This window comes from Polaromonas sp. C04, assembly GCF_002002705.1.
In the GTDB taxonomy this organism is placed as follows: domain Bacteria; phylum Pseudomonadota; class Gammaproteobacteria; order Burkholderiales; family Burkholderiaceae_C; genus Rhodoferax_A.
Map to the genome: position 1 here is coordinate 172,512 of NZ_MUNS01000025.1, position 14,454 is coordinate 186,965.

The window sequence follows — 14,454 nt, forward strand, 5'->3', positions numbered from 1 at the left end:
CTGTTATGTCACTCACAAGTACCCCTCGTTCGTTCGACTGGCGCGCCGCACTGACCGGACTCGTTCTGGCGGCTGCTCTGGCGGCGGTCCCCGTCGTCGGTTCGCGCGTCATGGTCCAGGATGTCTTCATGATGCTGACCCTGCTGGTGCTGGCGATGAACTGGAATTTGCTGGCCGGTTTTGCCGGTCTGGTCTCGGTAGGCCAGCAAGTCTTCGTCGGCCTGGGCGCCTACGCGATGTTCGCGGCCGTGATCCTTTGGGGTCTGGATCCGCTCGTCGGGATCGGCATCGCCGGCGTAGTGGCCGTGTTATTTGCCGTCCCCATGGCGTTCTTCGCGTTCCGGCTCAGCGGCGCCTACTTCGCCATCGGAACCTGGGTCGTGGCCGAAATCGCGCGCCTGTCGCTGGCGCAATGGCATGCCTTGGGCGGCGGTACCGGCACCTCTTTGCCCAGAGGCACGACGGACAAGATGTTCGGCGTGGCGCATGTCAAGGAGCTGCTGCATGTCAGCAGTCCGGCTGCCGCTGACGCCATCACCTATTGGCTGGCCCTTGCGCTGGCGCTGGTCACCCTGGGTGCCAGCTACGTCTTCCTGCGCTCGCGCATGGGGCTGGGTCTGCAAGCCATCCGCGACAACACCGAAGGGGCGCGCTCGGTGGGTGTGGATCCGACCCGCCTGAAGGCGCTGGTTTTTCTACTGACCGCCCTCGGGACCGGCCTGTGTGGCGCTCTGCTCTTCATCCAGATCACGCGCGTCACGCCCGATGCCGCATTTTCCGTGATCAACTGGACCGCCTACGTGATCTTCGTGGTGGTCATTGGCGGCATCGGCACGCTGCCTGGTCCCATCGTTGGCGTGGTGATCTTCTACGCCTTGCAGCGCGTGCTGTCGGACTACGGCTCGGTCTATCTGATCGTGCTGGGTCTGATCGGCATCGTGATCATGCTGTTTGCGCGGCGGGGCTTGTGGGGCCTATTCACTGACCGCAGCGGCATCGAACTATTGCCGTTGCGCCAGCATCCTCCCCACGATTTGTTAATGCAGAAAGGAACCCGATCATGACCCAGTTTTTCACTGAAGCAGGCTCTGTCGAAGCCGTCAACACCCGCATGGGCAAGGACATCAACCCGCGCCTGAAGGAGGTGATGGCATCACTCATCAAGCATCTTCATGCCTTCGCCAAGGACATCCACCTGACCCAGGAGGAGTGGGATATTGCGATTGACTTCCTGACCAGGACCGGCCAGATGTGCAGCGAAGAGCGGCAGGAATTCATCCTGCTGAGCGACACGCTGGGCTTTTCCATGCTGGTGGATACCATCAATAACCGCCGCCCGGTGGGAGCCACCGAAAACACGGTGTTCGGCCCGTTCCATGTCGCTGGCGCGCCCGAGCGTCAGATGGGCGAGAACATCTCGCTCGACGGCAAGGGGGAGAGCTGTCTTTTCGAGGGGCGGGTGATCGATCTGCATGGAGAGCCCATCCAGGGCGCGCGCATCGATGTGTGGTCGGACAACGCCGACGGTTTCTACGACGTGCAGCAGCCCGGTATCCAGCCGAAATGGAACAACCGGGGAATTTTCACCACCGGCGCGGACGGCAAATACAGTTTCGTGGGGATAAAGCCCGTGTCCTATCCCATCCCCGACGACGGCCCGGTCGGCAAGATGCTCGCTCATCTGGGGCGCCATCCCCACCGGCCCGCGCACATGCACTTCATGGTTACCGCGCCCGGGTTCCAGAAGCTGGTCACCCATACCTTCGTCGGTGGCGATCCGTACATCACGTCGGACACGGTGTTTGGCGTGAAGGAAACGCTGGTGGCTCCGTTCGAGCATGTCAACGACGGCAAGACCGTTTGGCACTCACCCTTCGACTTCGTGCTCACTCCGGTGCCGAGTGTCTCGCGGTGAGGGTGGAAACACCATACCATTCCCTTTTACCGCCGCGCCAAAGCACACCAGCATTGTCAGACTGGTGACTGCCTTTCACGCAGTGTCGTGCGCGTGCGCCATCACATCGATGGCCAGCGCCGAGTGTGCATAGGCCCCGCCCGCGCGCATCTCGGCGGCCACCCAGATGGCTTCCATGATCTCCTGCTCGGTGGCGCCGGCCTTCAGGGCGGCTTGGGTGTGGCCGCGAATGCAATACGGGCACTGGGTCACGTGCGCCACCGCCACCGCGATCAACTGCTTGGTCTTGCCCGGCAGGGCGCCGTCGGCAAACACGCTGGCGCTGAACGCCTTGAAGGCCTCCAGCGGCTTGGGCGCGAGCTCGCGGCGCTTGCGCGCAATCTCTGCCGTGGAGGGGGGATAAAGGGATGTGTCCATGGGGATCCTTGTCGATTGGCTTGCAGGGTGTGGGGGGGCTCGCTCAGCCGGCGCGCGCGGCCGGCTGGTAGATGCCCGCTTCGGAGCGGAACGGCACCGCCAGGCGGTTCCAGCCGTTGATGGCGATAACGGCGAGTGTCAGGTCGACGATCGCCTTTTCGTCAAACTGGCGCCGTACCTCCTCATAGAGTTCGTCGGACACCTCGTGCCCGGCCAGTTGCGTGAGCGCCTCGGCCCAGGCCAGTGCGGCGCGCTCGCGCTCGGTGTAGAACGTCGTCTCGCGCCACGCCGGCAGCAGGTACAGGCGCTGCTCGGTCTCGCCGGCGGCGCGCGCATCCTTGGTGTGCATGTCCAGGCAGTAGGCGCAGCCGTTGATCTGCGACACGCGCATCTTCACCAGCTCGATCAGCGACGGCTCCAGCCCGCATCCGCGCACATACTTCTCCAAGCCCAGCATCGCCTGAAAGGCGCCGGGCGAAGCCTTCTTGTAATCGATTCGTTCTGTCATGTTGGTTTTCCTTCAAAGAGTTGTCAAAAGAAATTCCCGCATGGCGACCGCGTTGTTGTGCGCCTCGTCATGGGCGCCATACACGAGCGTGATCGTGCCCTGGCGCGCCAGCACGCGCAGGGATTCGAGCAGATCGGCGTGCGGGCGCAGTTCCGCCGCGTAGCGCCGGCGAAACTCGGGCCACAGCGCCGGGTCGTGGCCGAACCACTGGCGCAATTCGGTGCTCGGCGCGAGGTCTTTCGTCCATTGGTCCAGGGCCAATGTTTCTTTCTTGACGCCGCGCGGCCACAAGCGGTCGATCAGGATGCGCGTGCCGTCGCCGGGCGCGGGCGGCTCGTAGGCGCGCTTGATCTGGACGTGGCTGGCGGGGATTTTCGTGCTCATGTCAATGCCTTTGTCGCGGCTTGGCCGGCGACCATGGCACGTTCGAATTCGACTTCGGCGCGCAGCCCCTCCAGGTCCCGGTGGATCACGGCGACCGCCAGCTTGCGGCCGCCGCGCCGGTAGGTGATGGTGCAGTCCCGCACGTCCAGGGACCCGTCGATGTCGGCATGGTCCCAGTCTTTGGCGTGGCCCACGTAGGCCAGACCAAAGTCGTACTGTTCCGTCCAGAAAAAGGGAACGGCGTCGTAGCGCTCGCGCCGGCCCAGCAGATTGCGCGCGGCGGTCTGCCCCTGGCGCCCGGCCACCACCCAGTGTTCGACGCGGATGCGCTCGCCACTCAGGCGGTCGGGCCAGCTCGCGATGTCGCCCGCCGCAAAGATCCCCGGCGCGCTGGTCTGCAGGTATTCGTCCACCACCACACCGCGTTCGACCGCCAGGCCGGCCTGCTCGGCCAGCGCGGTCTCGGGGCGCACGCCCACCCCGATAACGACCAGATCCGCCGACAGCTCTTCGCCGTTTTGCAGCGTGACTTTATCCGCGTCGATGCGTGTCGCACTGGTGCCCAGGTGGAACACCACGCCGTGTTGTTCGTGCAGCGTGCGGATGAAGTTGCCGGCCTGCGGCCCCAGGATTTTCTCCATCGGGCAGGTTTCGAGTCCCACCACATGCACCTCGATGTTGCGCGCCCGCAGCGATGCCGCCACTTCCAGTCCGATGAAGCTCGCGCCGATCACCACGGCGCGGCGCGCGGCCTGCGTCTTGCCGGCCAGCGCTTCGCCGTCGGCCTGCGTGCGCAGGTAGTGCACGTGCGGCAGGTCGGCCCCTGCAATGGGCAGCCTGACCGGCTCGGCCCCCGTGGCCAGCAGCAGTGCGCCATAGGCCAGGCTGCTGCCATCGGCGAGCTGCAGCCGGCGCTGCGCGACGTCGATGCGCACGACCCGCGTGTTCAGGCGCAGATCGATCTGGTGCTCCTGGTAAAACCCGGGCGAGCGCAGCGGCAGCCACTCGGGGGGCGCCGTGCCGGCAAGAAAGTTTTTAGACAGATTGGGCCGGTCGCAGGGCGGCGCCGCATCGGCACTGAGCATTGTGACGGGGCCGCTGTAGCCCTCGCGACGCAGGGTGATGGCCGCTGCATCGCCGGCCGCGCCACCGCCGATGATGACGATCGATTCGGGCAGGGCGGATGCCGCCGGAGCGGGGTGGGCGGGCGCACCGGCCTGCTTTGCAGTGACATAGACCGTGGTGCCACGCCGCTCGACGCGCCAGCAGGGTAGCGGGCCGAGCGCCGGTGCGCGCAGCACTTCGCCGGTGCGCAGGCTAAAGCAGGCGTGGTGCCAGGGACAGCGCAGCGTGTCGCCCACCAGCAGGCCATCGGCCAGCGGCGCGCCATAGTGGGTGCAGGTCGCGCCCACGGCAAAAAGCTCGTTCCCGTGGCGCGCGAGGATCACCGCCTCGCCCTGTGCATGGCCGAGCAGCATGCCGTTGTCCGGGATTTTCGCCAGCGCAACGCCGGCTCCGAAGTCGTCGCCTTCGAGGGCCGGGGTCTCGTCACTCATGGCAGCCTCCACGCACGCTGGTTGCCGTGCCCGGCCGTCGCGCATGGGCGCCATGCGCTCCACCAGGGCCGCTCGCGAGCCGGCATGCGGCTGCGAAAATCACGTCCAGCGATTTCATGATCTACCTCCTGCAATGACAGCGATACGACCCCGGCGATGAGGTGCTCGCAGCATCGCACCACCGTGCGCTAAAGCATACGCGCGGTGTGCCGCACGATCATTCAGTAGGGGTATCGATCCGCCGCAGGCTCTGCACGGTCTGCAGGCAGGCCTGCGCCGCCTCCGTGCCCTTCACGACGAAATGCTCGGTGAAGAAGCGCCGGTGCTCCTCGTGCTCGTGAAAGCGTATCGGCGTCAGCACGGCGGAGAGCACCGGCACGCCGGTCTCCAGCTGCACCGACATCAGCGCCTTGATCACCGCATCGGCGACGAACTCGTGACGGTAGATGCCACCGTCCACTATGAGGCCGCAGGCCACGATGGCGGCGTAGCGGCCGCATTGGGCGAGCTTCTTGGCGTGCAGCGGAATCTCGAAGGCGCCGGGCACCTCGAACACATCGATGGCCTGGCGTGGCACGCCGTGGCGTTCCATCTCCGCGAGAAACGCGTCGCGCCCCTGGTTGACGATGTCGTGATGCCAGTGCGCCTGGATGAACGCAAAGCGCGCGTCGGCTGGGAGCTTGGGGTGATGATCGGTCTGACTCATGGATTTCCTCGCTGAGGTAGCTACCAAAAATCAGGGCGAACGCAAGCAGCGGCCGGCACTCGCGCAGGCGCGCGCGCAAGGTCGTCAACCTCGCGATCTCTTTCATCCGGACTTTGACCGTCGGCTTCGGAATTGCACCGAATCTGCTGACCCCACCCAGGCTTCACGCCAGGGCGGGCGCTCGCGGGCTGATGCGATTGCTCGCCATTACCGCCGGTGGGGACTTTCACCCCGCCCTGAGAACGCTTGGGCCCGCGATGGCTCGCGGGACGGGGATATTTTAATCTTCAGGCGATCTCGGCGATCTCGGCGATCAGCTCGATCTCCACGCAGGCGCCCATCGGGATTTGCGCCACGCCGAAGGCACTGCGCGCATGGGCGCCCTTGTCGCCAAACACCTGGCCGATCAGCTCGCTGGCGCCGTTGGTGACCAGGTGCTGCTCGGTGAAGCTGCCGGTCGAATTGACGAGCGACATGAGCTTGACGATGCGTTTGACTTTGTTGAGATCCCCTACGGCAGCATGCAGCGTGCCCATGAGGTCGATCGCCACGGCGCGCGCCGCCGCCTTGCCCTCTTCGGTGCTGATGTCTTTGCCGAACTGGCCGACCCAGGGCGTGCCATTCTTTTTCGCAATGTGGCCGCTCAGGAACACCAGGTTGCCGGTCTGCACGAACGGCACGTAGGCCGCGGCGGGTGTGGCGACGGCGGGCAGGGTGATGCCGAGTTCTTTCAGTTTGTCGTAAACGCTCATGGTGAGTCCTCTGGAAATGGTAAATCGATGGGCTCCACTGTAACGCGCACCTCGAGCGTGTGGTCGGCCCCGCCATGGATCACGCCGCGCAGGGGCGCGACGTCGCCGTAGTCGCGCCCGAGCGCCAGCGTGACGTAGTCTTCGCCCGGCGTGCCGGCGCCAAGGCGGTCGTTCGTCGGGTCGAAGTCGCACCAGAGCGGGCCACCCGACAGTTCAGGCAGGTCGGGCAGGAGGTCGGGTAAGTAGAGCGAGACCCAGGCATGCGAGGCGTCGCTGCCGACCAGCCGGGGCTGGCCCGGCGGCGGTTGCGTCAGCAGGTAGCCGCTGACGTAACGCGCGGGCAGGCCCATCGCGCGCAGGCAGCCCACCATGATGTGCGCAAAGTCCTGGCAGACCCCGGCGCGCTGGGCCAGGGCCTCCAGCACCGGTGTGCCGACTTCGGTGCTTTCGGGTTCGTAGCGGAACTCGCCGTGGATGCGCGCCATCAGGTCGCGCGCGGCGGCCAGCAGCGGCACGCCCGGGCCGAAGCTGGGCCGCGCATACGCCGTGAAATCATCGTGGCGCGGGACCAGGGGTGACGCAAACACGAAGCCCGCGGCCGCATCGTACGGAGCCCCGGCGCGGTAGTGGAAGCGGTCGCGCACCTGCTCCCAGGGCAACGTGCTGCACGGTGCGGTGACTGCGCTGGTGGACACCGCGCTGGTTGCGATCACGGCGAGCTCGTCATGCTCGACCTGCAGCGAAAAAAACGATCGCGTGTTGCCAAACACGTCCTGCGTTTCGCTGAAGTCGGCCGGTGCGGGATGCACGTCCAGCTTGTGGCTGACGAGCTTTTGGGCCGCCGTGTCCAGCGGCTTCAGATACGCCATGTGCTGCGCGGTCTTGACCGGCGGCGTGTACTCAAAACGGGTTTCGTGGATGACGCGCAGATCCATCACGCCCCCACCACAGGCTCGGGCGCCGATGAATGCGTGAAGTACAGCGTGCCGATTTCGTCCGATACCGCAAAGGCTGCGCTTGTGCACTGCTGCAGCAGCTCGATCAACTGGCGGTGCTGGCCTGTCTCGTCCACCGTACACAGTTGCGCGAGATCCCAGTGGCCGGGGTCGGGAACGTGCATTGCCAGCTCGTCGGCTTTGCCGGAATCGCCGCTGGCCAGTTTCGCCAGGCGCCCGACCAGTGCCTGCGCCACCCAGCCCAGCGAGCGCGGGTTGTCACGGTCCAGCACCAGCAAATCCAGCAGCGCCGCCACCTCGCGGCTTTGCTGGTAGCGCGCGTGGAAGGTGATGGTGTTGTCGAACAGCGCGGTCAAGGCCTCGAAGCCGCCGGCATCGTGCACCGAGCTGGTCTCGAAGCCGTGCGCCAGGGACGCCGCCAAAAAACCCAGGCGCTCGAGGTAGCGTCCGATGCTGAGCAGGCGCCAGCCGTCGTCGCGTGCCATGCGGTCGGTCTGCGCGCCGGTGATGGCGGCCAGCTGGCCGCTGGCGGCCTCCAGCATGCGCACGGCGTCCAGCGAGGCGTAGTCGCCGTCCTTGATGTCCTCCAGGCAGCGTCGCGAGAACTCCTGCTCCGCGCGCACGATCATGTTCCAGTGTTCCTGCGACAGGCGCTCGCGCACCGCGAAGGCCGCGAGCTTGACGGCGCGCAGGTTGAAGCCGACGCTGGCAATGCCATTGTGGCCGCCCAGCCCCGCGATCAGCGAGCGCTCGAACACGCGCGGCGCCAGGCTGGCAGCCGGCACGTCGGGCAGCACCAGCGCGTTGCGCACGGCCAGATCGCCCATCCAGGTCAGTAGCGGCCGCGATGACTGGTCTTCGCCATTGAGGCAGTCCAGCGTGAGGTGCGCCAGCCGGATCATGTTTTCGCAGCGCTCGGTGTAGCGGCCCAGCCAGTACAGGTTTTCCGCCGCGCGGCTGGTCACCAGCGGTTTGCGATGCAGGAGCGGTGCCCCCGCACGGGAAGCCTGCGCCAGCAAGGTGGTGTGGTCCACGTCGCCCGGTCCCTGCGTGAGCACCCAGGTGTCGGCGCTGCTGCCGCCGCGCTGCATCGTTGCCACCTCTTCGTTGGCCGTGGCGATACGCGTCAGCCCGCCCGGCAGGACGCGCCACGACTGCGGGCCATCGCAGACCGCGAACACCCGCAGCATGGCCGAGCGCGGCACGATGTGTGGCGATTGGGGCTCGTGGCTCCAGGTCGGCATCTGCGACAGCGGCAGATAGTCCTGCACGGTGTGCGCGTCGCTGCCCCGCAGGATGCGCCCGGCCCACTCGTCCAGCGTGCAGCGCTGCAGCGACCGCCCCTGCACCGAATTGAACGAATCGGGGCCCGGGTACGTGGGCTTGATGACGCGCTCGCCCAGGCGCGGGAGCACGTCCGCCAGCGCCGCCTGCTCGCCGCACCACCAGGTGGGCAAGGCCGGCAGTTGCAGTTCTTCGCCCAGCAGGTGCCGGGCGAGCGCCGGTAAAAAGCCGAGCAGGGCGGGCGACTCCAGAAACCCCGAGCCGGGCGTGTTGGCCACCAGCACATGGCCCGCGCGAATCGCCTGCAGCAGGCCCGGCACGCCCAGCTTTGAGTCCGCGCGCAATTCCAGCGGGTCCAGAAACTCGTCGTCCAGGCGTTTCAGCAGTCCGTGCACCGGCTCCAGCCCCTGCAGCGTCTTCAGGTACAGCCGCTGGTCGCGCACCGTCAGGTCGCTGCCCTCGACCAGGCTCAGGCCGAGGTAACGCGCCAGGTAGGCGTGCTCGAAATAGGTCTCGTTGTAGGGGCCGGGCGTCAGCAGCGCGATGTGCGAATCGGCCCCGGCCGGGCTCATGCGCTTGAGGCCGTCCACCAGCGCGCGGTAGCTGGCGGCCAGCCGCTGCACGTGCAGGGCCTCGAAAGGCTTGGGGAACAGGCGCGAGATGGACAGCCGGTTTTCCAGCAGATAGCCCAGCCCGGACGGTGCCTGCGTGCGCTGCGACACCACCCACCAGTTGCCGTCCGGCCCGCGCGCCAGGTCGAAGGCGGCAATGTGCAGGTGCGTGCCGCCCACGGGTTGCACGCCGTGCATGGCGCGCAGGTAACCCGGGTGGCCCTGCACCAGCGCGGGCGGCAGCAGGCCGCTGGCCAGCAATTGCTGCGGGCCGTAGACGTCGGCCATCACGCGGTCCAGCATGCGCACGCGCTGCTGCACGCCGGCCTCGATCTGCTGCCAGCTCTGCGGCGAGATGATCAGCGGGAACAGGTCCAGCGACCACGGCCGCTGCGGGCCGCTGGCGTCGGCATAGACGTTGTAGGTGACGTCGTTGTCGCGGATCTGGCGCTCCAGGCTCGCGGTGCGGCGGTCCAGGTCGGGGAAGCCATCCAGCCCCAGATGTTCAAAGAATCGGCCCCAGGCCGGTGCCAGGTCTTGGCCTTGTGCTTCTGATTTAGTAGCAACGGTGAATGCGCGGCCGCGCAGCTCATCGAAATGTCCAGGCGCCGCCGGCGGCGCCAGCGACGCTGCCAGCTCGGCAGGTGATTGTGGGGTGTCGGTGTCGAAGAGGGAGTCCACAGAATCGTCAGGTTGGTCCACGTGACGCCATTGTCCCATTCCCGCCAATGGCGGGTCCGTGGCATCGAACCGCGCGCTGCCCCAGGCGCAGCTGGGCGATTCGTCGCGCCTGCGCGTCGGCCAGGTGGCCATCGCGATCGGCAACCCGCCGGGTTTTGCGCACACCGTCACCGCTCCCTGCAACAGCATTGATTTTCCACTTGTTCCCTGCCAGGCGCCGATTGCCAGCTTGCCCGAGTCGCTTGCGCAACTGGTAGCGACTGGCGGCGAAGGTTCCTCAGCGGCCCAAGCGAACCTGCTGCCCTCCGGCCTCCTGTTTGGTGCTTCCGCCTTCGCCGCCATGCCCAGCAGCACTGCGATTGGCGTCAACACCTGCCAGTTGGCCGATCTGTCCGCCGTGGCGAGCCAGTCCGGCACAACCGGCTTGCGGGCCTCGGCCTGATCACCCGGCGCGAAAGGATCTGATCGCGACCCAAATGCGGTGTCGGCAATCCGAAGTCGTGGTTGGCCTGGCTGCCCCGCTCGCGCCGGGCCTAGTGACGATCAAGCAGGATTTGGCCGAAGAACGTGGTGAGTTCGTCATGCGCATCCAGCGGCAGTATGTGCGAAACATACTGGTCAGGGCGGACAACCACCACCGCACCCTTTTCGCGGTCGATGCCACGCAGATCGAAGATGTCAGGGCCGTTCTTGACGTCAGGGCAATAGGCCTTTTCGTAGTCGATGAGACCGAAGCACCCCTTGCGCGGCATCAGGATGGAAGGCAGCTCCTCTACCCTGAGGTCGAGATGCCCCTGCTGGAACACCGCGCGAAGATCAATGACGCTGTCGATGTCCGCCCCCGTCGGGGTGAACCGGCGGATCGGCGATTTCGGTGACTCCGCCAGAAAGGCGGCGAGATCCCGCAACTGCTTGCCGCTTGCGTCGGCGAACGCGTAGAGACGCCAGGCGCCATCGGCACGGGCCGCATGACCGAGGTGCACCGGCTTGGCGTCGGCCAGGCGCACCACCGGTGCCGAGTGGAACCGCATGCCGATCGTGAATCCCTTGGCGAGGTCCTGGTGGGTGGCCGGGGCTGTCAGTACCGTGGTCGGCGCGTAGTGGGTCGCGACGCCCGCCGTGTAGCGACCCGATTTCACGAAATACGCCTGCAACTCTTGCGGATCGACGCCGCCGAGTTCCGGGTGGTTCGGATCCAACGGCTGCGACGCCATGATCTTCGACCACTCCTTGTCGAAGTCGATGAGCCCCTGGGCAATCGCATGGCGCTCGGCGGAGTAGGTGCGCAGCAGTTCCGGCCCGGCACGTCCCTCGAGAACGGAGGCGAGTTTCCAGCCGAGGTTGAACGCGTCCTGCATCGACACGTTCATGCCCTGGCCGGCCTTCGCGCTGTGCGTGTGGCAGGCGTCGCCGGCGATGAAAACGCGCGGCAGGCGGGATGCGACCTGATCCGCGGGGACATCGTCGAACCGGTCGGTAACACGCTGGCCGACCTGGTACACCGCGAACCACACCACGCTCTTCACATCAAGCGTATACGGGCGCAGCACACGCTGGGCGGTCGCTATGACCTGCTCCTGGGTGATGTCACGGAAGGCTTCGCGTTTGTTCGGGTCGATGTCACCGAGATCGACGTAGAGCCGCACCATGTAGCCGCCCTCGCGCGGGATGAGCAGGATGTTGCCCTCGTCGCCAGACTGAATCGCGGCCTTGAGCCGGATGTCCGGGAAGTCGGTGACGGCCAGCATGTCCACCACGCCCCAGGCGTGGTTGGCGAAGTCGCCGCGCGGCACGGCCCCGATCGAATCACGCACCAGGCTGCGCGCGCCGTCGCAGCCAACCACGTACTTGGCTCGCACAACAGATTCCGAGCGCCTTGCCACATCGCGCAGAGTGACCACGACGGGATACTCACCTTCGGATTCGATGGTCAGATTGACGAATTCCAGGCCGTAATTCGCCTCGAGCCGCGTCGGCGACATGCGCATGTAGTCGAGCAGGTATTGCTGCAGGCGGGCCTGGTTGACAATGACGTGCGGGAACTCCGACAAGCCGTCCTCGGTGTCCTGGACACGACCGGTGCGCTCGATCCGCGAGCGGTCCTGCTTCGACGGGCGCCAGAAGACGGTCTCGTTGACCCAGTAGGCCTCGCGGATGAGCTTCTGCGCCAAACCGAAAGCCTCGAACATTTCAACCGTGCGGCAGGCGATGCCGTCCGCCTGACCGACCTGGAGTGGGCCGTCGCGGCGCTCGATCAATCGCGTGCTGATGCTGGGGAAGTTCGACAGCTGTGCGGCCAGCAATGCCCCTGCAGGCCCGCTGCCAATGACAAGAACGTCAACGGCGTCGGGGAGCTTCTCTTTGACGATATCGGGGTCGCCGGGCGCGTAGCCATTCAGATAGAACTGCATGTTGCCTCCAAAGTGGTTGAAGTATTCATGGTGGATTGCCTTCGTGATAATAGTTGTGGATGACAGGTGCGCACCGGGTTTCAGGACGCGCTCTGCGAGTCCCCGTCGATGGGAATCATTTGCCCCGAAATCGAGCGCGCGGCGTCCGAGGCCAGAAAGACGGCGAGTGCGGCAATGTCCGCTGGGTCAACGAAACGCTTGATTGACTGATTGGCGAGCGCCGCGGCTTCCTCTTGCGCCACGCTGCGCCCCGTGGTCGATGCGCGGCCCTCGAAGACCTGCTGCAGGCGCGGGCCGTCCACGGCGCCCGGCAGGATCGCGTTGACGCGAATGCCGAATTCGCCCAGTTCACGTGACAAGGTCTTCGTGAAGCCGATGAGCCCCCACTTCGTCGTAGAGTACGGGCTGCGATTCGGGTAGCCAAAGCGTCCGGCAAGTGACGACATCACCACGATTGATCCTGCGGCCGATTGCTTCAGGTGGGGAATGGCGGCCTGCGTGACCGTGAAGGTGCCTGTGAGGTTGACGCGCAAAACGGAATCCCAGGCACCCGGGTCCATGTCTTCGACGCTCGCCGCCGGCCCCGCGATGCCGGCGTTGTTCACCAGCACGTCCAGCCCGCCCAGCGTATCCGTGGCCTCCCTGACCATGCGTTGCACGGCGCCACGATCGGCGATATCGCACACGCTGGTGGTGATGCCGGGCGTGCGCGCGCGCAGGTCGCTCAGCGCGGCTGCATCGATATCGCAGGCGTGGACTCTCGCTCCTGCCGCGGCGAAGGCCATCGCGATGGCGCGACCGATGCCGCCCGCGCCCGCCGTGACCAGGACTCGCTGGCTGTTGTATGTCGTCATGGGGATCCCTCGTTGAAAGCTGGTTGTGCCACCGCGGCTCAGGCGCAGGCGGAACGGATGAATTCGGGCACCGGTATCGCCTTGAGTCTGCCGCCGTCGTCCCGCACGCAGAGTGCCCGCGTTTCCCGCCCTTCACAGATCAGTTCGTCACCCCGCGTCACGCGGTGATGCTGGACGAATACCTTGCCACGCCACTCCTCGATGCGGGTGTGAAAGTTGATGCGTTCGCCATAAGTGACCGCGGTGTGGAAGCGGGTGTGTATTTCCAGCAGGGGCGCACCGATACATCCCGGCAGCTCGGTCATCGCGCGCCACGGCGGCAGACCGCATGCCACGAAATAGTGATGCGAGGCGGCATCCATCCATCGCGAGTAGTTGGGGAAGAATACAATTCCTGCGGGATCGCAGTCACCGAACTGGACGTCGATTCCGTAGACGATGGTCTTGCTCATGGGGGTCAGGCTCCTGTTCCGATAGCGATCATTATTCTTGTCCGCTCGCAGAGGCACAGTCGATGCGCCGACACTCGGGATTAGGGTTTTCCCGGACTTCGCGATCGCCGGCGCAGCGGCCGCAGCACGTCGCTTCAGGAGGCAGAGATGGCTCGACAACAACGGGTGCACACCACGTCGCTCACCCTCGATGAGCTTTTGGGCCAGTCGTCGTGGTTCACCCAGCTCGACGAGCCAGCCCGCCTGCAAGTGCGCTCCGACGCGTCGGAGCGTGCCATTGCATTGGGCGCTTCACTCAGCCACCACGGCGAGCGGCAGCACGCCTGGTTCGGCGTCCTCGAAGGCGTGGTCAAGTGGGCCATCACCGCGCGCGACGGACGCACCGTGACGCTGGGCGGACAATCGGTGGGCAGCTGGTTCGGAGAGGGCACGCTGATCCGCAACGCGCCGCGTCAGTCGGACCTCATTGCACTGCGCCACAGCCGCGTCGCCCAGATCCCGTTCGACACCTTCGACTGGCTGCGCCACCATCAACCGTCCTTCAACGAGTTCCTGTTGCACCAGATCAATGAACGCCTGCACTGGTTCATGGGCAATTTCGCCGCGCACGGCCTGCTGGATACCGAGAGCCAGGTAGCCCGGGCGCTCGTGGGCATGGTCCATCCCCTGTTGAATCCACGCGGCGAGCGGTATCTGCAGCTGTCGCAGGAAGAATTGTCCAATCTGGCCGCCGTGTCCCGCCAGAGCTGCAACAGTGCGTTGACGCGCTTCCGCGACGCCGGCCTGGTGCAAATAGAGTACGGCGGCATCGTCGTGATCGATCTGCCCGGGCTGCAGCAGCTGGCGCAGTAGCCGTCTCGCGGAGCCGCGCCGCGGCTTCGGGTTTACCCTGACTTTAACTGTCGGCCGACCGACTGCGGCAATTCGAGCGGCCGGGAATGATGCGTGTCTTGGCGCCTTGCCAGCA

The 14,454-nt window shown here is 66.0% G+C and carries 15 protein-coding genes and 1 riboswitch; of the genes, 4 read left to right on the forward strand and 11 right to left on the reverse strand.

Features of this window, described 5'->3' with window-relative positions; translation table 11 throughout:
* Nucleotides 1-5 precede the first annotated feature (5 nt).
* Nucleotides 6-1,064: a branched-chain amino acid ABC transporter permease gene (locus B0E49_RS07160; RefSeq protein ID WP_077561491.1), complete on the forward strand. Its 1,059-nt coding sequence runs from the start codon at nucleotides 6-8 to the stop codon at nucleotides 1,062-1,064.
* The gene (locus B0E49_RS07165; RefSeq protein WP_077561492.1) at nucleotides 1,061-1,915 is read left to right on the forward strand and encodes an intradiol ring-cleavage dioxygenase; all 855 of its coding nucleotides are present in this window, start codon (nucleotides 1,061-1,063) and stop codon (nucleotides 1,913-1,915) included. Before B0E49_RS07160 ends, B0E49_RS07165 begins: the two co-directional genes overlap by 4 nt.
* Nucleotides 1,916-1,990: 75 nt before the next feature.
* Here the strand turns inward: B0E49_RS07165 and B0E49_RS07170 are convergent, their stop codons facing one another.
* The 8 genes from B0E49_RS07170 to B0E49_RS07205 all read right to left on the reverse strand — a co-directional run bounded on the left by B0E49_RS07170 (nucleotide 1,991) and on the right by B0E49_RS07205 (nucleotide 9,809).
* A complete protein-coding gene (locus B0E49_RS07170; RefSeq protein WP_077561493.1) occupies nucleotides 1,991-2,332 on the reverse strand; it encodes a carboxymuconolactone decarboxylase family protein in 342 nt (113 codons plus the stop codon).
* 43 nt (nucleotides 2,333-2,375) lie between these two features.
* Entirely contained in the window at nucleotides 2,376-2,840 is a 465-nt protein-coding gene (locus B0E49_RS07175) for a carboxymuconolactone decarboxylase family protein (RefSeq protein WP_077561494.1), read from the reverse strand.
* A gap of 12 nt (nucleotides 2,841-2,852) precedes the next feature.
* Entirely contained in the window at nucleotides 2,853-3,224 is a 372-nt protein-coding gene (locus tag B0E49_RS07180) for a DUF488 domain-containing protein (RefSeq protein ID WP_077561495.1), read from the reverse strand.
* Nucleotides 3,221-4,780 (reverse strand): FAD-dependent oxidoreductase, encoded by a 1,560-nt coding sequence (locus tag B0E49_RS07185; protein WP_077561496.1) that lies wholly within the window; start codon nucleotides 4,778-4,780, stop codon nucleotides 3,221-3,223. Before B0E49_RS07185 ends, B0E49_RS07180 begins: the two co-directional genes overlap by 4 nt.
* Nucleotides 4,781-4,997: 217 nt before the next feature.
* A complete protein-coding gene (locus tag B0E49_RS07190) occupies nucleotides 4,998-5,486 on the reverse strand; it encodes a 6,7-dimethyl-8-ribityllumazine synthase (RefSeq protein ID WP_077561497.1) in 489 nt (162 codons plus the stop codon).
* 90 nt (nucleotides 5,487-5,576) lie between these two features.
* Nucleotides 5,577-5,734: riboswitch (FMN riboswitch) on the reverse strand.
* Nucleotides 5,735-5,773: 39 nt separating this feature from the next.
* Nucleotides 5,774-6,238: a RidA family protein gene (locus B0E49_RS07195; RefSeq protein WP_077561498.1), complete on the reverse strand. Its 465-nt coding sequence runs from the start codon at nucleotides 6,236-6,238 to the stop codon at nucleotides 5,774-5,776.
* Nucleotides 6,235-7,173, reverse strand: coding sequence for a transglutaminase family protein (locus B0E49_RS07200; protein ID WP_077561499.1), 939 nt, complete (start codon nucleotides 7,171-7,173; stop codon nucleotides 6,235-6,237). The genes B0E49_RS07195 and B0E49_RS07200 overlap by 4 nt, the downstream gene beginning before the upstream one ends.
* Nucleotides 7,173-9,809 carry a circularly permuted type 2 ATP-grasp protein gene (locus tag B0E49_RS07205; RefSeq protein WP_077561500.1) on the reverse strand — a complete coding sequence of 879 codons (2,637 nt, stop codon included), beginning with the start codon at nucleotides 9,807-9,809 and terminating at the stop codon, nucleotides 7,173-7,175. The genes B0E49_RS07200 and B0E49_RS07205 overlap by 1 nt, the downstream gene beginning before the upstream one ends.
* A 19-nt stretch (nucleotides 9,810-9,828) precedes the next feature.
* Between B0E49_RS07205 and B0E49_RS20870 the strand changes: the two genes are divergently transcribed.
* Nucleotides 9,829-10,212 (forward strand): S1C family serine protease, encoded by a 384-nt coding sequence (locus tag B0E49_RS20870; protein ID WP_077561501.1) that lies wholly within the window; start codon nucleotides 9,829-9,831, stop codon nucleotides 10,210-10,212.
* Nucleotides 10,213-10,303: 91 nt separating this feature from the next.
* Here B0E49_RS20870 and B0E49_RS07215 read toward each other — a convergent pair whose 3' ends face one another.
* The 3 genes from B0E49_RS07215 to B0E49_RS07225 form a co-directional block, all read right to left on the reverse strand.
* Nucleotides 10,304-12,181 carry an FAD-binding monooxygenase gene (locus tag B0E49_RS07215; protein WP_077561502.1) on the reverse strand — a complete coding sequence of 626 codons (1,878 nt, stop codon included), beginning with the start codon at nucleotides 12,179-12,181 and terminating at the stop codon, nucleotides 10,304-10,306.
* Nucleotides 12,182-12,261: 80 nt separating this feature from the next.
* Nucleotides 12,262-13,035 (reverse strand): SDR family oxidoreductase, encoded by a 774-nt coding sequence (locus B0E49_RS07220; protein ID WP_077561503.1) that lies wholly within the window; start codon nucleotides 13,033-13,035, stop codon nucleotides 12,262-12,264.
* Between the two features lie 38 nt (nucleotides 13,036-13,073).
* Entirely contained in the window at nucleotides 13,074-13,487 is a 414-nt protein-coding gene (locus B0E49_RS07225) for an acyl-CoA thioesterase (RefSeq protein WP_077561504.1), read from the reverse strand.
* Nucleotides 13,488-13,634: 147 nt separating this feature from the next.
* On the opposite strand from B0E49_RS07225, the gene B0E49_RS07230 reads away from it, so the two are divergent.
* Nucleotides 13,635-14,339, forward strand: coding sequence for a Crp/Fnr family transcriptional regulator (locus B0E49_RS07230; protein ID WP_077561505.1), 705 nt, complete (start codon nucleotides 13,635-13,637; stop codon nucleotides 14,337-14,339).
* Nucleotides 14,340-14,454: the final 115 nt, after the last annotated feature.